This window comes from Actinopolyspora lacussalsi, assembly GCA_030803735.1.
GTDB lineage: Bacteria > Actinomycetota > Actinomycetes > Mycobacteriales > Pseudonocardiaceae > Actinopolyspora > Actinopolyspora lacussalsi.
Map to the genome: position 1 here is coordinate 802,102 of JAURUC010000001.1, position 20,088 is coordinate 822,189.

The 20,088-nt window shown below is 66.5% G+C and carries 19 protein-coding genes; 7 read left to right on the top strand and 12 right to left on the bottom strand.

Translation table 11 applies throughout. The features are described from left to right. Positions 1 to 39 precede the first annotated feature (39 nt). From J2S53_RS03510 to fdxA, 3 genes are all read right to left on the bottom strand, one after another. Positions 40 to 963: a DMT family transporter gene (locus tag J2S53_RS03510; RefSeq protein WP_092928484.1), complete on the bottom strand. Its 924-nt coding sequence runs from the start codon at positions 961 to 963 to the stop codon at positions 40 to 42. After that, positions 960 to 3,449, bottom strand: a complete 2,490-nt coding sequence (locus J2S53_RS03515; protein WP_456239737.1) for a WS/DGAT domain-containing protein — start codon at positions 3,447 to 3,449, stop codon at positions 960 to 962. The genes J2S53_RS03510 and J2S53_RS03515 overlap by 4 nt, the downstream gene beginning before the upstream one ends. Before the next feature lie 178 nt (positions 3,450 to 3,627). Further along, positions 3,628 to 3,951, bottom strand: a complete 324-nt coding sequence (fdxA, locus tag J2S53_RS03520) for a ferredoxin (protein WP_456239738.1) — start codon at positions 3,949 to 3,951, stop codon at positions 3,628 to 3,630. Positions 3,952 to 4,139: 188 nt separating this feature from the next. Here fdxA and J2S53_RS03525 point away from each other — a divergent pair, with 188 nt between their 5' ends. Then, positions 4,140 to 4,934 (top strand): DeoR/GlpR family DNA-binding transcription regulator, encoded by a 795-nt coding sequence (locus J2S53_RS03525; protein WP_092980045.1) that lies wholly within the window; start codon positions 4,140 to 4,142, stop codon positions 4,932 to 4,934. A 93-nt stretch (positions 4,935 to 5,027) separates the two neighbouring features. Here J2S53_RS03525 and J2S53_RS03530 read toward each other — a convergent pair whose 3' ends face one another. Further along, positions 5,028 to 5,438, bottom strand: coding sequence for a DUF2267 domain-containing protein (locus J2S53_RS03530; RefSeq protein ID WP_456239739.1), 411 nt, complete (start codon positions 5,436 to 5,438; stop codon positions 5,028 to 5,030). 153 nt (positions 5,439 to 5,591) lie between these two features. Then, positions 5,592 to 6,248, bottom strand: a complete 657-nt coding sequence (locus J2S53_RS03535; protein ID WP_456239740.1) for an O-methyltransferase — start codon at positions 6,246 to 6,248, stop codon at positions 5,592 to 5,594. A gap of 238 nt (positions 6,249 to 6,486) precedes the next feature. Here J2S53_RS03535 and qcrB point away from each other — a divergent pair, with 238 nt between their 5' ends. After that, entirely contained in the window at positions 6,487 to 8,154 is a 1,668-nt protein-coding gene (gene qcrB, locus J2S53_RS03540; protein WP_130467082.1) for a cytochrome bc1 complex cytochrome b subunit, read from the top strand. Between the two features lie 228 nt (positions 8,155 to 8,382). Continuing rightward, positions 8,383 to 8,811, top strand: coding sequence for an SPW repeat protein (locus J2S53_RS03545; protein ID WP_245755579.1), 429 nt, complete (start codon positions 8,383 to 8,385; stop codon positions 8,809 to 8,811). Between the two features lie 143 nt (positions 8,812 to 8,954). On the opposite strand, the gene J2S53_RS03550 is transcribed toward J2S53_RS03545, so the two are convergent. Next, entirely contained in the window at positions 8,955 to 9,398 is a 444-nt protein-coding gene (locus tag J2S53_RS03550) for a universal stress protein (protein WP_092980180.1), read from the bottom strand. 422 nt (positions 9,399 to 9,820) lie between these two features. Between J2S53_RS03550 and J2S53_RS03555 the strand changes: the two genes are divergently transcribed. Continuing rightward, on the top strand, positions 9,821 to 10,141 hold the full coding sequence (locus J2S53_RS03555) for a hypothetical protein (protein ID WP_456239741.1): 321 nt from the start codon (positions 9,821 to 9,823) through the stop codon (positions 10,139 to 10,141). A 308-nt stretch (positions 10,142 to 10,449) separates the two neighbouring features. Continuing rightward, positions 10,450 to 11,469: a DUF5914 domain-containing protein gene (locus J2S53_RS03560; protein WP_456239742.1), complete on the top strand. Its 1,020-nt coding sequence runs from the start codon at positions 10,450 to 10,452 to the stop codon at positions 11,467 to 11,469. 69 nt (positions 11,470 to 11,538) lie between these two features. On the opposite strand, the gene J2S53_RS03565 is transcribed toward J2S53_RS03560, so the two are convergent. The 5 genes from J2S53_RS03565 to crtI all read right to left on the bottom strand — a co-directional run bounded on the left by J2S53_RS03565 (position 11,539) and on the right by crtI (position 17,160). Next, a complete protein-coding gene (locus J2S53_RS03565) occupies positions 11,539 to 13,137 on the bottom strand; it encodes an FAD-dependent oxidoreductase (RefSeq protein ID WP_456239743.1) in 1,599 nt (532 codons plus the stop codon). Continuing rightward, positions 13,134 to 13,853: a class I SAM-dependent methyltransferase gene (locus tag J2S53_RS03570; RefSeq protein ID WP_456239744.1), complete on the bottom strand. Its 720-nt coding sequence runs from the start codon at positions 13,851 to 13,853 to the stop codon at positions 13,134 to 13,136. Before J2S53_RS03570 ends, J2S53_RS03565 begins: the two co-directional genes overlap by 4 nt. A gap of 197 nt (positions 13,854 to 14,050) precedes the next feature. Further along, on the bottom strand, positions 14,051 to 14,644 hold the full coding sequence (gene idi / locus J2S53_RS03575) for an isopentenyl-diphosphate Delta-isomerase (RefSeq protein WP_456239745.1): 594 nt from the start codon (positions 14,642 to 14,644) through the stop codon (positions 14,051 to 14,053). Between the two features lie 3 nt (positions 14,645 to 14,647). After that, positions 14,648 to 15,634, bottom strand: a complete 987-nt coding sequence (locus tag J2S53_RS03580) for a phytoene/squalene synthase family protein (protein WP_456239746.1) — start codon at positions 15,632 to 15,634, stop codon at positions 14,648 to 14,650. Further along, a complete protein-coding gene (crtI, locus tag J2S53_RS03585; protein ID WP_456239747.1) occupies positions 15,631 to 17,160 on the bottom strand; it encodes a phytoene desaturase family protein in 1,530 nt (509 codons plus the stop codon). The genes J2S53_RS03580 and crtI overlap by 4 nt, the downstream gene beginning before the upstream one ends. Before the next feature lie 462 nt (positions 17,161 to 17,622). On the opposite strand from crtI, the gene J2S53_RS03590 reads away from it, so the two are divergent. Together J2S53_RS03590 and J2S53_RS03595 are read left to right on the top strand one after the other, a co-directional pair. Beyond that, positions 17,623 to 18,306: a glycosyltransferase family 2 protein gene (locus J2S53_RS03590; protein ID WP_456242690.1), complete on the top strand. Its 684-nt coding sequence runs from the start codon at positions 17,623 to 17,625 to the stop codon at positions 18,304 to 18,306. After that, the gene (locus J2S53_RS03595; RefSeq protein ID WP_456239748.1) at positions 18,303 to 18,989 is read left to right on the top strand and encodes a TIGR04282 family arsenosugar biosynthesis glycosyltransferase; all 687 of its coding nucleotides are present in this window, start codon (positions 18,303 to 18,305) and stop codon (positions 18,987 to 18,989) included. Before J2S53_RS03590 ends, J2S53_RS03595 begins: the two co-directional genes overlap by 4 nt. Positions 18,990 to 19,015: 26 nt before the next feature. Here J2S53_RS03595 and J2S53_RS03600 read toward each other — a convergent pair whose 3' ends face one another. Then, complete coding sequence (locus J2S53_RS03600; RefSeq protein ID WP_456239749.1) at positions 19,016 to 20,068, bottom strand: NAD-dependent epimerase/dehydratase family protein; 1,053 nt, start codon at positions 20,066 to 20,068, stop codon at positions 19,016 to 19,018. Positions 20,069 to 20,088: the final 20 nt, after the last annotated feature.

A 20,088-nucleotide genomic window follows, 5' to 3' on the forward strand; every position in this document is an offset into this window, starting at 1 on the left:
AACCGATCCCGCGGGTACCGTCCTCGGTCGGGGGAGTGGTTACCCCCAGGTCACTGTTCCACCATCACCGAGGGAGTCGTTGTTCTCGATTTCCCTCCGCAGCGACTCACCCCGATGCGTGAGCAACACGATTCCGCCGACGATCGCCACGGCGGCCACTGCCTGGCCCCCCAACACCGCCGGAGTGGAGACCACCTCCTCGCCGAACCAGCCGATTCCGATCGCCACCCCCACCAGCGGGTCCACGGTGGTGATCACCGCGAGAGCGGGGGAGATCAGTTTTCCCTGTTGAAAGGCATTCTGGCTCAACAGGAAACCACACGGGCCGACGAGGCACACCGCGTAGAGCACCCAGTGCTGGAACGGTTCGACGAAGCCACCCGCGCGGAACTGACTCGCCACCACCTTCATCAGCCCCGCGGTCACCCCGTAGATCACCCCGGTCGCCAACGCCAGCGCGATCACCCGGATCTCGCCGGGGAAACGCGAAGCGGCCAACAGACACACCACCGTGATCACTCCGAGCAGCACCGCGAGCGGGATCGCCTGTGGCTCTATGGTCTCGTCGCCGCCCACCGGACGCGCCAGCAGCAGGAAAGCGGCGAGGCCACTCATGCACCCGAGTGCGCCCAGTACGACGATCCGGTCCAGCTTGCGGTGTGCCAGCCAGGCCGCGTGCAGGGCGGCGAACAGCACGCTGGTCACCAGCAGCGGCTGGACCAACATCAAGGGGCCGTAGGCCAGCGCCACTACCTGCAGGGACAGGCCCACGATGACCGTGCCGACACTGGCCAGCCATATCGGCTTGCGTACCAACTCCAGCAACAGGCGTGGGTTGAGAGTCCGGATACTTGGCACCTGTTTGGTGGCCCGCTGCTGTACCGCGCTGGCCATGCCGAAACTCGCGGCGCCGACCAGCGCCGCCGGAACCGCTATCGTGAACCAGGCCCCCGTCGCGGTCAACGTTGTGCTTCCTCACGGGTGGTCCCCGGCCGTGGGGTGGATTCGGTCCGGGCTCGCAACTGCCGGAAGCAGGAGCGCAGCTGCTCGCACAGTCGGGAGGGCAACCACTCCAGCCGAGCGTCGGCGGTGATTCCCACACCCACCGTATCGCCCCAGCTGATCAGTCCCATCGCCGTTCCGACGCCGGGAGCGAGTGGAAGGATCGGCAGCACCTCGGCCACCAACGCCCCCCAGACCCGTGGCGGGCGGCGCGAACCCGGCATGGCGGATACCAGCGCGTTGAAGAATCGACGCTGGTAGATAGTCCGCACCAGCGGCCGGTGCAGCGGAGTGGGAAGCATCCCCAGCGCCGCCATGGCGATGCCCGCCGCCGCCGGTTGCCCGTCGTGCTGTCCCGCGTTCAGCCGTTCCGCCACTTCACGCAGGCGCTGTTCCGCGTCCATGGGACCCACCGGGAGGTCCACCGAGACCGCTACCGTGTGGTTCCCGAACATCTCCGCCGTCGGTGTGTCCCGAGGTGAACGCGTGGTACGCGGTACCATCACCCGCATGTGCTGTCCCGGACCGGTGCCGGTTCGTTCGGCGAGCGTGCGGTGCAGCGCCTCGGCGGTCAAACCGATCAGCAGCACACTGCTGGGGATGCCGCGGGCGCGTGCCTGTGCGCGTACTTCGCTGGTGGGCAGCTCCGCGGTGTCGAACACCCGGCCGGAGGTGCTGTCCCCGTCCAACGGGCTCAGCGGCGCCGGTCCCGCCGTGGCCAGCTTCCACATCCCCCGCGCCACGGTCAGTGCCGTGCGCCCCCGGGAAGTGACGAGGGAACGGATCGCGGCGGACGCCGTGGCCCTTCGCTCGTTGCGCGGAGGCGGTGAATCCCGTTCCCGATCGTCGGCGCTGTCACGCAGCAAGCGCACCAGGGTGTTCGTGACCGCGATGCCGTCACCCAGCGCGTGGTGCAACTTCGCGAGGATCAACGTTTCGGTGTCCGTGCGCAGCACCCTCAGTTGCCAGGGAGGGCGGTCCGTGGGTACCGCGGCGGTGAAGAACTCCCGCACCACCTCGTCGCGTTCCGGGGAGGTGCGATGATCCAGATGTTGCCACGGCTCGATACGCCGAACGGTGTGCCACCGCGGGCCGCGAGCGCCTCGTTGGACCAGGGTGTTGCGCAGCATCGGTAGCGCTCGGGCACGTCGTTCGATCAGCTCGGCGAGGTGTCCGGCCCACTGTTCGGCGGTTCTCTCCTCGGGTGCCTCCCGCAGTCGCAGCACGGCGCCGGTCTGCTGGGATACCACCGCGTCCGCCGCGTGCACGAAGAACCGGTCGGAGGAGCGCAACCGTCGCGCGCCGCGGTGCCTGGGCAGTTCGGCGAGTGCGGCCACCTGCTCGGTGAACTCGCCCGCGGTCGCCTGTCCCAGGGCACGCTGTTCGTCACGTCGTAGTCGTCCGGGGCTGGCGGTGAGTTCGTGCAGCGTCGCAGCCAGCGAGTCGGAGGTCGGGCACAGTTCCGCCAGACCCGCTCGTGCCATGAGTTCCGCGTTGGCTCGACCGTGCCCGGCGATCGGTTCGAACATGATCACCGTGCGGCCACAGGCCATCGTCTCCAACGCGGTGGCACCTCCAGCGTTGGAGATCACCACATCCGCCGCGGCCGTCAACCCCGGCATGTCGTCGCACCAGCCCAGCGCCAACAAGCTCCGCTCTGTGGTGTCGCGTTCCGCCAGTCGCCCGCGTAGCTGCTCGTTACGGCCACACGCCACGATCACCCGGTCGACGCGGGATTCGGCCAGCGCAGTGTCCACGGCGCGTTCCACCGAACCGAACGACAGCGAGCCGCACGCGATCAGGACCTGAAAACCCTCGGTCGGCATGCCCAGTGACCGCCGGGCCTCCTCCCTGTCACGAGGGCGGAACGCCGCTGAAACGGGAGGTACGCTCACTGCCGCCGTGGCGTCGGGCTGCGCACGGTGGAGCGCTCGCAGGCTGGCTTCGCTCATCACGTAGTGCAGGTCGATCTCCGGGTACACCCAGAACGGGTGCGGGCAGAAGTCCGAAACCACGGCCGAAACCGGTTTTTCCAGCTCGCCACGGCGACGCAGCCGATCCAGCCCGGCAGTGGCCATCGGGTAGGTCGAGATCACCAGGTCCGGTTCCCACCGTCGGATTCGACGGCGAAGCGGTGGTCCGACCCAGGCTCCCACGAAACGTCGAGAAGCGGTGGCGAACCAGTGCCACCGCCACAGCGCGTCGTAGAACAGGTCGTACAACCACGGGGTGGATTCCACGTTGCGGACGTAGATCCATCGGAACAGTGGTCCGATTCCCGGACCCATCATCCGCAACGTGTCCAGACGTGCCGTTTCGCATTCGGGCCAGAGCCGTCGCGCTGCCTCCTCGATGGCCCGGGCCGTCGCGTTGTGCCCCTCACCGATATCGGCACTGACCAGCAGTATTCGTTCCGGGGAGCGACCGTTCGGGTGATGGGAGGTCACCGGCCAAAGTCCTTCCGTGCTCTCGGTGTCTCGTAGCGGGGCAACGGCGCTGTTGCTGGTCGGCTCGCCGGAAGCACGCACCGTCCTTCTCCGCAAGACCGTATCGCCCTCGGACACGTTTGGCGATCAGGCGGTCGCAGTGAGTCGCGAAAGTTTCACCGCTCCGTCCGGCAACGGATCAGTCCTGCGGCGGTAATTCCGCCACGGACGTCACGTCGCGTCCCGCCCTGCCGACCTTGGCGGCTCCGCCGGGGGAACCGAGGCCGGTAATCTCGAAGAACTCGGTGTTGAACGTGGTGTATTCGGCCCATTCGTCCGGCACGTCGTCCTCGTAGTAGATGGCTTCCACCGGGCACACCGGCTCGCACGCTGCGCAGTCGATGCACTCGTCGGGATGGATGTAGAGCATCCGCTCTCCCTCGTAGATGCAGTCCACCGGACATTCGTCGATGCAGGACCTGTCGAGTACGTCCACGCACGGCTGAGTAATTACGTAGGTCACGAGGAGCTCTCCCGGGACAGAGGGGAAGTGATTCCGCCCGCTGGACGTACCCCGTGATGGCGTGTTCGATGCCGATCGGAGATCGACCACCGGGATCGGTGGTCGCGATTGATACGTTGTTCGGGGCGGGATCCCGGGCACCTCCGCGGTCGAACAACCTTCGCGGTGCCCTCGAGTGAGCGTGAGGAATGAGCAGGACATCCAAAGGGGCGCGGTCGCGGGAGCAGCGTCAGCAGCAGATCGTCGACTACGTGCTGGAACGTGGTTCCGCGAGCGCGGCCGAACTCGCCGATCTCGTGGGCGTGAGTCTGATGACCGTTCACCGTGATCTCGACGAACTGGCCAGGCGTGGGCTGCTGCGCAAGTTTCACGGTGGGGTCTCCGCACAACCCTCCACCGTCTTCGAGGGCAGTTCGGAGTACCGGATGGGAGCCAACCGGGAACTCAAGGACGCGATCGCGAGGACGGCGCTGCGGCTGGTCGAACCCGGTGCCTCCATCCTGCTCGACGACTCCACCACCGCGCTGACGCTGGCCGGACTGTTGGGGGGCGTGGGGCCGCTCACGGTCGCCACCAACTACCTGCCCGTCATCCAGGAGCTCAAGTCGTTGCCCGATGTGCACCTGATCTGTCTCGGTGGCAACTACTCGGCCACCCACGATTCCTTTCTGGGGCTGCCCTGTATCGAGGCTGTGGGAGCGTTGTCGGTGGACATGGCTTTCGTGTCCACCTCGGCGATGAACGCGACGATGACCTTTCACCAGGAGCACGAGCTGGTGCAGGTCAAACGAGCCATGCTCGACGCGGCGGCCACCAGCGTGTTGCTGATGGATTCGAGCAAGATGCCGCGCAAGGCGCTGCACCGCATGGCTCCGCTTGGGGACTACGACAAGCTCGTCGTCGACGACGGGGTCGACCCCGAACTGCTCGCCGCCGCCGGTGACGTGATCGATGTGGCCGTGGCACCCACCGGAAACGTCTGACCCGAAGTTCGGGTGGTCCCCGGACCGGAACGAAGGCCACGCGTGGCGACCTCACCACGGTCGACGAGCGAACACCATCGGTCCCGGGACGCGTTACTCGCCCGCGGCGCGCAGCATCTCGGCGAGATCGGGAGGGAGCTGTGCGACGGTGTCCTCGATCTCCTCTTCGGGGGCCCAGTACAGCAGCACCGCGAACACCGCCTCGACCCGCCGTTCCACCACGTCGAGGTCGACCGTGTCGATTTCACCGCTGACCCGGTCGAGGAAGGTCTCCCTGTCGAAGGCGACCGCCTGTCCCTCGAACCGGTACAGCTCTTCCCGCAGTTCCGGGGGCAGCGCCGGAGCGAGATCGTAGAGCTGCCCCGCGGCAAGCCGTTCGGAAAGCGCGCGTAACGACGCACGAGTCAGTCGGTCTGCCTCGGTGCCGTCGGACAACTCGGCCCGCTGCCGGACTTGTTCCAGGAAGCTGGCCATGGTCGGACCGGCCGGTTCCGGATGTGCCATCCTCGTCCTTCCACCGTCTGTGACCGTTCAGCGTTTCGTACCCGGTTCACCGGAGATCGAAACCCCAAGGCGGAGTCCCCGCGTCGGGGAACACGAGTGCCTCCGCGCCGGTCTGTCGTGTTCGGACCGTACAGGGGACGGGGCGGTGAACGCTCAGCGCCGCCTTGCCAGCGTGATCCCGTCGCTGATCGGCAGCATGGTCAACTCGACGCGCTGATCCCGCAGCGCGTACCGGTTGAACTCGTGGATGGCGTGGGTGCTCTCGTCCTGTCGCTCGTGGAGCACTCGCCCACCGGCCAGCACGTTGTCCACCACGATGAAGCCCCCGGAGCGGGTACGCGGCACGATCTCGTTCCAGTACGCGATGTATCCCGTCTTGTCGGCATCGATGAAACTCAGGTCGATCACTGCCGCGTTCTCCAGCGCGCGCAGGGTGTCCAGCGCCGGGGCCAGCCGTAGTTCGATGCGTTCGGATACACCTGCCCGGTGCCAGAAGTGCCGTGCCACATCGGTGTACTCGGTACTCACGTCACAGCACAACAACCGGCCGTCCTTGCCGAGACCGCGCGCGATGGCCAGTGCCGAATAACCGGTGAACGTCCCCACCTCCACCGCGTACTCCGCCCGAATCGCCTTGGCCAGCAGCGTCAGCAGCGAAGCCTGTTCCGGTGAGATCTGCATGTCCGCGCTGTCGGGCAGCAACCGCTGGGTGTCCTCGATCAACTCCAGCTGCAGGGTATCCGGGCGTGGTCCGTGCCGCAGCAGGTACTCGTGCAGTTGTTCGTCGAGCTGGGCCGACTTGCGAGTCACATCGCCGACGCTACCCGTACGCTCCCGCTCCGCAACTCGTCGAGGTTTCCCTCGCCCCCGTCAGGGGCGGTGTTTGCTCCTTTCGGCGTCGCCCGTGCCGAAGAGCACCGGCAACCGTGCGGTGTGGACGAGCGGGGTGCCGCTCCTGGCTCGCGTAGTGGAACAGGGCTGTTTACGCTGGCGAGCGAGTGTCAGGTCAATCGCCGGACGGGCCCGAAAGGCAGGCGTGATCGTCGCTATGAGCAGATTGACGCGGCCTACGAAGCAGTCCAGCAGGGCGTACCGCGCCGCTGCGGCCCAGGCGAACGAGGCCGATCAACGGTTGCAGTTGGCATCCGGCATGCGACGACAGATGAACAAGGTGTTCCCCACGCACTGGTCCTTCCTGCTGGGCGAGATAGCGCTCTACACGTTCATTCTGCTGTTGTTGACCGGCACGTACCTGGCGTTCTTCTTCGATCCCTCGATGGCCGAGGTGACTTACCAGGGCGCTTTCACCAATCTGCGCGGTGTCGAGATGTCACGTGCCTACGAGTCGACACTCAACATCTCCTTCGAGGTGCGTGGCGGCATGTTCGCACGGCAGATCCACCACTGGGCCGCCCTGCTGTTCCTGGTGGCGATCGTGGCGCACATGTTCCGCATTTTTTTCACCGGTGCCTTCCGCAGGCCGCGCGAAACCAACTGGATCCTGGGAATCCTGCTTTTCATCACCGGAATGTTCGAGGGCTTCACCGGGTATTCGCTTCCGGACGACCTGCTTTCCGGAACCGGAGTTCGTATCGCCTCCGGGATCACGCTTTCGATTCCCGTGATCGGTACTTGGCTGCATTGGCTGCTCTTCGGTGGCGAGTTCGTCGGAGACGAGATAATTCCGCGTTTCTACATGATCCACATATTTCTGCTCCCCGGTATCATTCTCGGACTGATCGCCGTTCACCTGGCTCTGGTCTGGTATCAGAAGCACACTCAGTTTCCCGGTGTGCGCCGTAGCGAGAGCAATGTCGTCGGAGTGCGGATCATGCCGATCTTCGCGGTGAAGGCGGGCGGTTTCTTCGCGGTGGTCGTGGGCGTCACCGCCATAATGGGTGGGGTATTCCAGATCAACCCGATCTGGAACCTCGGTCCCTACATCGCCTCGATGGTCTCGGCTGCCTCGCAACCCGACTGGTACATGATATGGACCGATGGCTTGGGCCGACTGTGGCCTCCGTGGGAGGTCTATCTCTGGGGACAGGCAACCATCCCGGCACCGTTCTTCCCGCTGATCGGCGGTATGACAGCGGTGTTCACCCTGGCACTGGCCTACCCCTTCCTGGAACGCAAGCTCTCCGGTGACGAGGCACACCACAACCTGCTGCAACGGCCCAGGGATGTTCCGGTGCGTACCGGCCTCGGAGCCATGGCGATCACTTTCTTCGTGGTCGTGCTGCTCAGCGGCGCCAACGACATCATCGCGTTCAAGTTCGACATCGCGTTGGAAGCCACGACCTGGATGGGGCGTATCGGTGTGCTGCTCGCTCCACCGGCCGCCTACTACATCGCTTATCGCATCTGCATCGGGCTGCAGCGAGCCGATAGACAGGTGCTCGAACACGGTATCGAGACGGGCATCGTCAAGAGACTGCCACACGGTGAGGTCATCGAGTTGCATCAGCCACTCGGGCCCACCGACGAACACGGCCACCCCGAACCGCTCTCCTACCAGGGAGCGCCGATTCCCAAGAAGATGAACAAGCTCGGTGCTGCCGGACGCCCGCTTCCCGGCAGCCTGCTGTGGCCCGACCCTCCGGAGGAGACCGAGCAGTTGCGCGAGGCGGAACGCCGTGAGGCCGAGGAGCCGGAACGCCCGCAACCGAGGGAACCGGAACTGCCCAGTGGGCGGCCACGCGACGTGACGGAGTGATACCTCGGGATTGGGTTCGCCACCGTTCCGCCTGTGGGGGACTCCCCGATACAAGGGACCATCGTCGCTGGACATCTCCGGGACTCGGGTCCACAGTATTGGTGCGGACCCTCCGTACGGACCGCGCAGGGCAGCCCGTGTTTCCCGGATGAACGGCGCGGCGCCGCAAGGGGTTCGACGTGGCCGGCGGGGGGCCGGTTGCCACAGCGAACGGTAGAGGTGATCGAGATGACACAAGCCGGTTCGATCGAGAGGCATCCTGATCTCGTCGAGATGCGGGCACGCTACGAGGAGGCGAGCGAAACTCCGCAGGGACAGCTCCTGGAGGGGGCCACCCTGCTCGCGGGGGTCTATCTGGCGATCTCACCGTGGGTTGTCCAGTTCAGCGCCACCAGCTTCGACGTGGCGCTCGGCAATCTGGTCGTCGGGCTGACAGTGGCTGTGCTGGCACTCGGGTTCGCCTCCGCTTACAGCAGGACCCACACCGTTGCCTGGGTGGTCCCGTTGCTGGGAGCTTGGGCCGTCATCGCTCCGTTCGTCATCCTGGGAGGCGGAGTCGGCCTGGGGATGCTGCTCAGCAATGTGATCACGGGCGGCCTGATCGTGCTGCTCGGTGTGGGGCTGAGTACGTTGGTGATGATGCGCCGTCGGCGCTGACGAGGTGGTCGATGAACGTGGTCGACGAACGTGGTCGACCCGACGGGCCGGACTCGGCGTGCTCGACACGCGGTGGCGGTCGTATCGGGTCGACCACGTGGCCGAAGGGTCGAGGGTTCGGCCGGATAAGGGCGTGCGGAGAGCTATTGTCGCTCGGTTGAAGCGTGCACGATGACCACCGGGCACTCGGCGTGATGAGTGCACTTGTGGCTCACCGAGCCGAGTAGCGCTCCGACGAAGCCGCCGTGCCCGCGACTTCCGACCACCAGCAACTCGGCGTCTTCCGCGGTATCGAGCAGTACTCGCGCGGAATCCCCTTGTGCGACGTGGGTACGCACCCGGGGCGGATTAGCACGGCGGTCCACCGCGTTGTCCACGGCGTCTTCCACGGTGACACTGGCCGCGTTCTCGAATTCCCTGGGTGGCACCGCACCACCCTCCCAGCTGTAGAACGCCGGGTATTCCCAGGCAGTGACGGCTTCGACGGTGGCGCCGGTGAGTTCGGCCTGACTGAGGGCCCAGTCCAGTGCGGCCAATGAGGAGGCCGAGCCGTCGATGCCGACCACGATCCGGTTTTCCTGGCTCATCACGCATCGCCCATCCCCGGCGTTTGATATCGCGGCTTCGTCGTGGTGTGTGCCGCAGCGGCGTGTGCTCTCGCGTTCCTCGACTGTCCCACTCATCCGCCTTGTCCGCTCGGTTCCGCTCCTTTCCGGTGTGGTGCGGTAACGGGATTCGATACGAAAGTGTGATCTGAATCGTTCGTGGGTATGTTCATCTCACCGGCGGAAAGCCACGACTTCCGGAGTCGCGATGCCTCGATGGAGCGGAGCGAGGATACGCCGCGTGGGCCGGTCGCGGCGATACGGCGGTAGTGCTGCCGTGCCGCGACGTCGAGCCGCGACCACGTTCGATGCGCACCGGCTCGTCGGGGATCGTCCGCGGTCGCGGAACTGATCGTGTGGTCGATCGGAATCGTTCACCGTCGCACGGTTGTTTGGAGAGCCCGTTGCCGAAACGAACGACCAGCACGCCGTCGTGGAGCGTTATAGCCCATGACACGGACAGGCTCAACCAGGCCGTACACGAGCTCCACACCGGGCACGACACATCGTCGGGTCAGGAGCTCAGTCACGAGCTGCTGCGTGCGGTTACGCTGATAGGGGAACGTCTCGCGACTCTGTTGGACGGGTTGGCCAAGCGCCAAGAGAATCCCGGTGTGCCCGAGCAACGCACCGTTCACCTCGCGCTGGACCAGGCGGCGGCCGCGGCCGAGGACCTGGGGGAGTGTGCGCGCCGTGCGGCCCGCACTCTGGAGGACGAACACTGACCGGGTCGATCTCCACGCCGTTTCGACGTACCGTACATTACCGAGTGTGTCGGAGTCGTGCCGTGAAGCACGGGCATGCCGGGCGGAATCTCCGGTCGAGTAACTCGAAAACGGCTCGTTCCAGGGTTTCGTGGCTTCGCGGCGAAGTCGTCCCGTTCATCGGTGGCAGCTCGGCTCCACGCGCGGGTGCGGTGCTTTCGAGCCAGGACGTCTCCCCGGTGAGCCTGTGTGCCTCGGCTCCGACAGCAGGTTAGTCTTCCCGGCGTCCGGTTCGCGCGACGTCGCCCCAATCGAGCAACGGAGTCAGCATGTTCGGCTTCTCGAACGGGAATTCGGTACGCAACGCACTGCCACTTCGCAGGTTGCGGGTTTCCGACTGGGCTCGGCAGGAGGGAACATGGCGCGAGGCCCGCCCTTCGCTGATCGCGGCCGCCCTCAAACGTGCCCAGGCACGTCCGTCCGGTAACTGGTTCGTGCTGGCGGGTAGCGCACAGATCGACCGACGCAGCCCCTTCGCCCGTACCGTGGCCGGCACCGAGGTGGTCGCGTGGCGTACCGAGGACGGCGCGCTGCGCGCGGGCCCGGGGGCCTGCCCGCATCTGGGGGCGCCGCTCGGGCAGGCAGCGGTGGACTGCGGACAGTTGGTCTGTCGCTGGCACGGGCTCAGACTGGACGAACGGGGTGGTCCGTGGTGGACGCCGTTCCCCACTTACGACGACGGTGTACTGGCCTGGGTGCGCCTGGACGACTCCGGTGGGGAACAGCCGCTGGAACGTCCGGTGGTGCCACGCCGCCCACCGCTGCGGGACAGCATCTCCGAAGTGGCTACCGCGACCGGTGTCTGCGAACCCGACGACGTGGTGGCCAATCGGCTGGATCCCTGGCACGGCTCGTGGTTCCATCCCTACTCGTTCGCCAACCTCAGCGTGCGGCGCGCCCCGGACTTCGAGAGCAGCGAGCAGGAGGACTTCTTCGAGGTGCTCGTCTCGTTCCGGCTGTCCCGCGGGATCGGGGTGCCGGTAACCGCCACTTTCCACTGCCCGGACCCGCGTACCGTGGTGATGCGCATCGTTGAGGGGGAGGGGATCGGTAGCGTGGTGGAAACCCACGCCACACCGCTGGAAGCCGGCCCCGACGGCGGGCCGCGCACCGCCGTCATCGAGGCCACTGTCGCCTACTCCCGACGTCCCGGGTTCCGGATGGCGCTGCCCGCGGCAGGCTTGCTGCGCCCGTTGATGCGACGGGTGGCACTGCGGTTGTGGGCCGACGACCTCGCCTACGCCGAACGGCGCTACGAACTGCGCAGCACCGGGCGGTTTCCCGGCTGAGTGTGCCGGGAGCCGCACTGCTCCCGGCCGTCGCAGGTGTGTACGCCTCGTGGTCCACCGACTCGAGCTTCAGCGTCCCAGGTCGCGCAACAGGGCGAATCGGCCACGGTCGGGAACGCTCCACAGGGTGTGTCCCCGCACACCCCACCCGCGCAGCAGCTCGTTCGCGGCTCGCATCCCGGTTGTGGCGGCGCGTTCCATCAGGGCGACCGGTAGGTCGACACGCACCAGGTCTCCTGCCAGCATCAGCGCCGGATCGGGCGTTCGCACGCCGGGACGCTCCGCGAAACCACCGGGCGGGAACAGTGGGCAGTCGGCTCGCAGTTCGTGGCGCTCGTCCACGATGCCCGCTACTCCGGTTTCCGGATATATCCTGGCCAGTTCCGACAGCATCCGCGATCGGATGCTGTCGAGGGATGGTTCACCCGGTAGTGCGTAACCGTGCAGCTCGAGCACGGAACCCCCGCGATCTCCCGCCCAACGGGCCGCTTCGTGCTCGTAGCGTTCCAACACGCTGATGTTGTCCAGCGGCCCGTAGCCACTCGTTCCGAGGAACCCGGGTCTGTCCCGGCGAACCGGTCGGTCCAACCACAGCCGGGAGACCAGAAACGGCGGTGCCTCGCGCAACTCCGCTATCCGTGTTCGCCACCGTGACGTCCCCAGGTCGGGTGAGTTGCCGACGATGTTCCGCAGCCCAGCGGTGTCGGTGGCCAGCACCACCGCGTCGAATTCCGGAATACCGGCCTCTCGTGCTCCCGCGGACTCCGAACGTACCGCGAAGCGTCGGTCGGATCCCCGTTCCAAGGCCCTGACCGGGGTGTCGGTGAGCAGGGTCACACCGTGTTCGATCAGGTATTCTGCCAGCGGATTCCACAACGCTTCCGGGAACGAGTTCGCCGCCACGTCGAACAGCAGTCCCTCGCTGGAGCCGAGGAAATAGATGTGAAACATCGTCGCCAGTTCGGCGGCGGACAGCTCGGTGGGAGCGGCGAAGAAGCTGCGGGAGAACACCTCGAACGCCAGATGTTTGGCAGCCGCGGGAAAGCGTATTCGATTGAGCAGCGTGTCCGCGTCGAGATGGTCCAGACGCTCGTAGATCTCCGGGACAGACACCTGTGCCAGTGGCAACGCGGCACGGGTTCCGAGTCGTGGGAGGTCACGCCAGTTGAACGTGGGACTTCGCGCGACGAACGCGAAGGCATTCCACGGTGGAGTACGGGGCAGCCCGGCGAAGGTGTCCCGATATCCGGCACTGTGCAGCAGCGGATAGTCCGAAAGCGCGGTCAGTCCCGAAAGGTCCGGATCGGCACGCCGCAGAAGTGCGCGAAGGTTGTAGTACTGCCGGAAGAACGCGTGGAACCCACGATTCATACCGACGTCCGAGCCGTCGGCGAGCGTGGTCCGCCAACCACCGACACGTCCGCCCAACCGATCCTGTGCTTCCAGCACAGTGACCCCGACGCCGCGCTCGGCCAGACAGGTGGCCGTCGCGAGTCCCGCGATGCCACCGCCGATCACCGCTACCCGGGGGACACGCGCGAGGTGACTCGTGTCCGGCGTGCCGTCGTGTGGGGGATGCGGCACCGCCCTGCGGTCCACCCCGGGAGGTCCGTGCCCAACTTGCCCGTTGTCACCGGCCGATCGGTAAGTCGGGAAACCGCGCCTCATGCTTCCGCCGTCTCGGGTCGCTTTCCGGTCAGTGTGTGCACGATGCCGCGCTGCCATCCCGACATCGAGCCGAGACGTACTCCGACGAGGCCGTTCCGACGCATCCGCGCGGCGAGTTGTTCGGTCGAGTCGAACCGCAGCACGCTGCGCCACAGGTAAGGGTGAATCCCCGAGCCCCGCGTACTCAGTTCACCGGCGGGAATGATCACACTCCAGCTCACCGCCGACCAGACGAGCCGGGAGACGGGGCGGTTCCGCACGGAGAACTCGTGTAGGGCCAGGCGAGCGCCGGGGGCGAGCAACTCACGCAGCACGCGCAGCCCGGCATCGGGGTCGGAGAGGTTGCGGAGCAGATAAGCCGCCATGATCCCGTCGAACGGTCCGCGCACCCCCGCTTCTTCGAGGCCGCCCAACGGTGCGTGAACGAACTCCACTTTGTCCCGCCAGGACTTACGTTCGGCCTGTGCCAGCATGTTCGCGGAAGCGTCCGTGGCCACGATGCGCGCGTGCGGCGCGATTCGGAGCAGCGCCGCGGTGGACGCGCCGGTACCGCAACCCGCATCCAGCAACCGCAGTCCGCGGCCACCGTCGGGCAGGTGCAACCGACGTGCCGATCGCCGCAGCGCGCGATGGTATCCGGGATTGATTCCGACCAGCCGGTCGTACTGTCGAGCGCTCTGCTCGAAACCATCCACGACGGGGTACCGGGAAGACATCAGCAGTCCTTACCTGGAACTCGTAGCAGAACCATCGCGTGTGTGGTCGGGTGTGGACACTCGACTCGGCGACCTGCCGCGGTTGACCGGCTCTCGCGTAACCGTGCGAGTGGTGAGCGGTCCGGTCTCGCTAGGTATCCCGATCACTTCGGGCCGGATTCGCCCGTCGTGTCGAACAGCGGTCGCGGTCGACGAACTCACGCCGTCCCCTTCGGCTCCGAGCCTGCTTCCACCGTGTTCGAGGATTCCTCGAACACGGTGTTCAGCAGCGGAACCTGTTCGACCGCCCAAGGGCTGATCGCCCACGGGGTTCGCATCGCCAGCAGCACGAAGTCCTCCCAGATCACCCGTTTCCAGTCCGCGATCTCGGACGGGTCCGGCGCGGGTGGTTCGTCGGTGACGGCCGTGTACACCGGGCACCACTCGTTTTCCACCACCCCCGTGACGTCGACGGCTCGGTAACGAAAGTTCGCCAACCGCAGCCGCGGCGTCCCGATCTCGAGCCCGAGTTCCTCCCGCACCCTGCGTCGCACCGCGGCCTCCATCGGTTCACCGGGCGCCGGATGCCCACAACAGGAGTTCGTCCAAACACCGGGCCAAGTTCGTTTCTGAAGCGCACGACGAGTAACCAGCAGTTCTCCCGCGGCGTCGAAGACATAGCAGGAAAAGGCCAGATGCAGGGGAGTGTCACCGTGGTGCACTTCGGATTTCGGTGCCGTACCCACCTGCTCACCCGAGTCGTCGAGCAGAACCACGAATTCCCCGTCGGAAGCGGGGGAGCTCGAGTCCATCGGTTACCTACCACCCAACATAGAACTGGACGACACCTGAGCGAGACCATCCGTCAACCGTGCCCGAATCCGGGCAGTGACCACGGGAACAGTGCCACGCAGCGCCACACCGAATCCGCGTGACCGCGACACCGAGACACGATTGGCGAACACGTCGTACCCCGATTCCACTATCCGATCCAGTATCTCACCGTAGAGCGTGTAGGCCGTGGCGATACACGGACGTGAGATCGGATCCAACATCTCGATCCCTTCGGCGGCATACCGGTAGATCGCTCTGGTACGGGCGATCTGGTCGGCGAGTGCGCTGCGAACCCTTCGATCCGCTCTCCCCGTCTCCAGGCAGTGCCGCAGTCTCGGCTCGTCGACGCCGAAAGCGAGCAGCTCGTCAGCGGGCAGGTACACGCGTCCCTTGCGCAGATCCTCACCGACATCGCGCAGGAAGTTGGTGAGTTGGAACGCGTTTCCCAGCGCCGCCGCGTAAGGAGCCGCTTCCTCCGGCGGGCACCGGGTGCCCAGCACGGGGAGCACCTGTAAACCGATGACTTCGGCCGAGCCGTGGACGTACTCGTCCAGTTCCGCGCGGTTCCGGTACCCGGCGACGGTCAGATCCTGCCGCATCGAGGCCATGAAGGAGTTGAAGTGCCGCTGTTCGATCCCGTAGCGGTTCGCGGTGTCCACCACCGCCCTCACCACCGCGAGCTGGCTTCGCTCACCCGCGAATCCCCGGTCCAGCTCCCTCCACAGGTCGTCGATCCGGGCATGCCGGGTCCGTCGTTCGAGGGGGCCCCGTGGCTCGTCGACGATGTCGTCGACTTCCCGCGCCAAACCGTACAACGCGTGTATCGCCGGACGGCGTGACGGCGGCAACAGCCGTGTGGCCAGGAAGTAGGTACGTCCGTGTCTCGCGTTGAGCTCACGACTCCGACGATAGGCAGCTCGGAGCCACGGCGAGTGGATACCGGCCGCGTCCAGCTCCCGCTCGCTCATCGTGCGGCCGATCCGACGCCCGGTATACGGCGAGTCCCCCGTGCACCTCGGCCGTTCCCGGTGATGCGGTGAGCTGCCAGCTTGCCGGACAGCACCACGGTGGGAACCCCGACACCCGGGGTGGTTCCGCAGCCCGCCAGGACCGCGTTCTCGATACCGCTGACCAGGTTTCTCGGGCGGAAGGGGCCGGTCTGGGCGAACGTGTGCGCCGCGCTGAACGGGGTGCCGGCGAGCATTCCCCGTGCCGCCCAGTCCGCCGGTGTAACTATGCGACTGACCTCCACCGAGGATTCGAATCCGGGCATGAGCCGGTGCTGCAGTGAGTCGATCACTTCTCGCGCGTATCCGTTCGAGATGGCGTCCCAATCGGGGCGGGCGAGGTCCAGGTTGGGGCAGGGAACCAGTACGTGGTGCAGATGCTTGCCCGCAGGTGCGAGTGAGGGATCACTGCGAGTGGGATTCGTAATCAGTACCGAAGGGTCGCTCATCAGCTTCCCGTGACGTGTCAACTCGTCGAAGGTGCCCTTCCATGCCTGTCCGAACGAGAGCGTGTGGTGACTCAGTTCCGGTTGGTCCCGGTTCGTCCCGGCGTGTATCAGCAACGCCGAGGGAGCCGCGCGCAGTCGTACGGGACGTCGCGGAGCACGACCCAGCAACCGGTAGGAGATGGGAAGATCGGGAGTGAGTACCACCGAGTCACACGGAATGCGTTCACCGTGATCGGTGTGCACAGCGGTGACCCGTTGTCCACGACGTTCCAGCTCCGTCACCGAGTTGCCGTACCGGAACACCGCTCCCGCCCCGGCGGCCGCCGCGGCCAACGCGTCCGGCACCGCTCGCATGCCGCCGCGTGGGAAGTACACGCCCCGTACCGTGTCCATGTAGGAGATCACCGCATACGCGGCGAGCGCGTTGTGCGGTGCCACCCCCGCGTACAAGGACTGGAACGAGAAGACGCGTCGCAGTCGTTCGTCCCGCAGGAAGTGGCCGATCCCGCGGTGCAGCCCCCCGAAGCCGCCCAGCGCTGCCAACCGGGCGAGATTGGGTTCCAGCAGATTCAGCGGAGAGTCGAAATTGGCATTGATGAAGGTCTCGTACTGTACCGAGTAGAGCCTGCTCAACCACTGCCGTAACCGGCGGTAACCCGTCGCCTCCTCGGGGCCCGCGAACTCCCGTACCTGTTGTTCCATGGCCGCCGCGTCGGTACGAACATCGATACTCGAACCGTCCGCGAACCGCGCGCGGTAGGCTGGATCCAGCGGTATCAGCTCCAGCCGGTCCTGTACCGATTCACCCACCGCCGCCAGCGCCTCGTCCAGAAGCTCCGGCATGGTCAACACGGTCGGCCCGGTGTCCATGCGGTATCCCGCGATGTCCAGCCGCCCCGCACGGCCTCCCGGGAAATCCTCCGCCTCGACGAGTGTCACCTCGCGTCCCGCTCCGAGCAGGTGCAGCGCAGCGGTCAATCCGGAAAGTCCCGCGCCCACGACGACAACACGCTCGGTGGGGCCGGTGACTGTCCGCATGCGGGTTGCTCCTTAGGGTTGCTCGGCGAGGGATCGGTTCTCACGGCGAACCGCTCGTCGCGGCTCAGTCTAGAAATCCACTCGGATCCCTTCAAATTCGCGATATCACTTCTTCGGGTGAGGTGTTCGGTTTGAGCGGGGCGGGCGCGTGCTCCGAACGATATACACGGTTGTGCCATCGTGACGGGATCACCGGTTCTTGTCGACGAGGGACGACGAGTCGATGGATCACCGGTCGCCTCGCTCCGAGCGGCTTCCACGGTCGGCCGCCCGAGGACGCGGATCCTCGCTCGTTACCAATCCCTTCCTCGACGGCCTACGAACAGTGTTCGGTGGCAGTGTGCGGCAGTACGCCCGGCCGTCGCCACCAGCGGCGACGAGCGAACGTGTGTCACGCGAAAGGAGTCAGGCACAGTGATCAGGCACGATCGTGCGAGTGAGCCCCACCCGGAGTTCGGAGCCATGCCCAGGCCACCGCTGAACGAAACCGTCGACGTCGAGGTGGTGCTGCCCTGCCTCGACGAGGCCGCGGCCCTGCCCGCGGTACTGGACTCGATCGTCGAGGGGCTTGCCGTGCCCGTCCTGGTGGTGGACAACGGTTCCACCGACGGCTCGCCGGAGGTGGCGGCCCGGCACGGCGCACGAGTCGTCCGCGAGTCCAGGCCTGGCTACGGCGCGGCCGTGCACACCGGGCTGACGCACGCGCGCGGCAGGGTCATCTGCGTACTCGACGCGGACGGTTCCGTGGAGCCGACCGAACTTCCCGCGCTGATCAATCCCGTGGTCGAGGGGGCGGCCGATCTCGTGGTGGGCAAGCGGGTGCCGACCGTACGCTCGGCGATGGCGTGGCACGTCAGGGTGGGCAATGCCGCCATCGCGGCACTGATCCGTCGAAACGGACTGCCCGTGCATGATTTGGCTCCGGTTCGGGTCGCCGATCGTGTGAAACTGCTCGACCTGGACATCCAGGATCGCGCGTTCGGCTATCCCCTCGAGCTGTTGCTGCGAGCGGGACGCGCGGGTTGGCGGGTACGCGAACTACCGGTCCGGTACTCCCCCCGAACAAGCGGTACGAGATCCAAGGTGTCCGGCTCGATGAAGGGAACCGCTCGTGCGGTACGTGACATGATCAAGGTGCTGCGATGAATCCGACGGTCGTACTGGTCGTGGCCAAGGCTCCCGAGACCGGGCTGGCCAAGACACGCCTCACACCACCACTTTCCCCGGAACAGGCAGCCACTGTGGCCGCCGCGAGCCTGTTGGACACGCTGACCGCGGTTCGCGGTGTCCCCGGGATTCATCCGGTGATCGCTTGGACAGGTGAAATAGAGCGTGCCTGCCGTCGTGACGCGATCACGGACGCCATGGCTGACATGGATCTGGTCTGGCAGCGCGGGGGGCATTTCGGCGAGCGGCTGGCCGCGGCGCACGCCGAGGTCGCGGAACGTTATCCCGGCTCGCCCGTGTTGCAGATCGGGATGGACACACCGCAGGTCACTCCCGAACTGCTCGCCGAATCGGCCGCGCCGCTGCGTTCCCACGAGGGTCCGGAAGCGGTTCTGGGACCGGCGCTGGACGGCGGGTGGTGGGCGCTCGGCCTGCGCGAACCGCATGACGCGGAAGTGCTCGGTCACGTCCCGATGTCACGACCGGAGACCGGGGAACTGACCGGAGCGGCCCTGGAACAACGTGGACTCCGGGTCCACGAACTGGTTGAACTCTCCGACGTGGACACGGTGCCGGACGCGCATCGCGTGGCCGAATCGGTTCCCGAATCGGAATTCGCGGCGGCGTTGCGTGCGAGCGTCGAACGGGAGGGCGCCGTGTAGCGTCGCACCGCCGTGAGTTCCTCGGCTCAGTCGGATGTGCCGCGTTGGGCCGCGTTGGCGAACTCGGTGATCCCTTCGGTGAAGCCGATCCGGGCGCGGAAACCGATCTCCTTCGCGGTCAGCTCTGGATCCGCGACGATGTGGCGCACGTCGCCGAGCCGGTACTGTCCGCTGACCACGGGCTCGGGGCCGCCGGTGGCAGTGGCGAGCTCGCGTGCCATTTCGCCGATGGTGCGGGGCTCACCGGAGCACACGTTGTAAGCGACGAAACCGTGCGGAGGATGTTCGAGCGCCGCGAGGTTCGCCTCGGCGACATCGCGTACGTTCACGAAGTCACGACGCTGTCCGCCGTCCTCGAACACGCGGGGAGCCTCGCCACGTGCGAGTGCCGAACGGAACAGCGCGGCGACGCCGGCGTACGGGGTGTCCCGCGGCATGCGGGGGCCGTACACGTTGTGGTAGCGCAGCGCCGTGGCGTGTCCGCCGGTCTGACGTGCCCAGGAAGCGACCAGGTGCTCCTGGGTGAGTTTCGTGGTGGCGTAGACGTTGCGCGGATCGGTCGGTGCGTCCTCCGGCACCCGCCCGGATTCGAGCAGTCCGCCGCAGTGGGGGCAACGGGGTTCGAACACGCCGCGGTCCAGATCCTCGGCGGCGCGCGGCCCCGGACGCACGACACCGTGAACGGCGCAGTGATAGCGCCCCTCCCCGTAAACCACCATCGATCCGGCGAGTACGAGCCGCTCGACCCTTCGTTCGGTCATGGCCGACAACAACCGCGCGGTTCCCAGGTCGTTGTGTTCGACGTAGGCGGGTGTGTCCGCGGGGCCGGTTTCCAGACCGACCATCGCCGCGTGGTGACAAACCGCGTCGATTCCGGACAGTGCGGGCCCGATCACCTCGGGATCCCGCACGTCGCCGACAACGAGGTCCTCCGCGTGGGTGTGCGCTTCCCGCGTGGAGGTTCCGTGGGCGCTGGGCAGCAGATTGTCGAGCAGTCTGACCTCGTGCCCTGCGGAGATGAGCCGTTCCGCGACGTGGGAGCCGATGAACCCGGCCCCTCCGGTGATCAGGACCCGCACCCGTTCCTCCCGAGCGGACG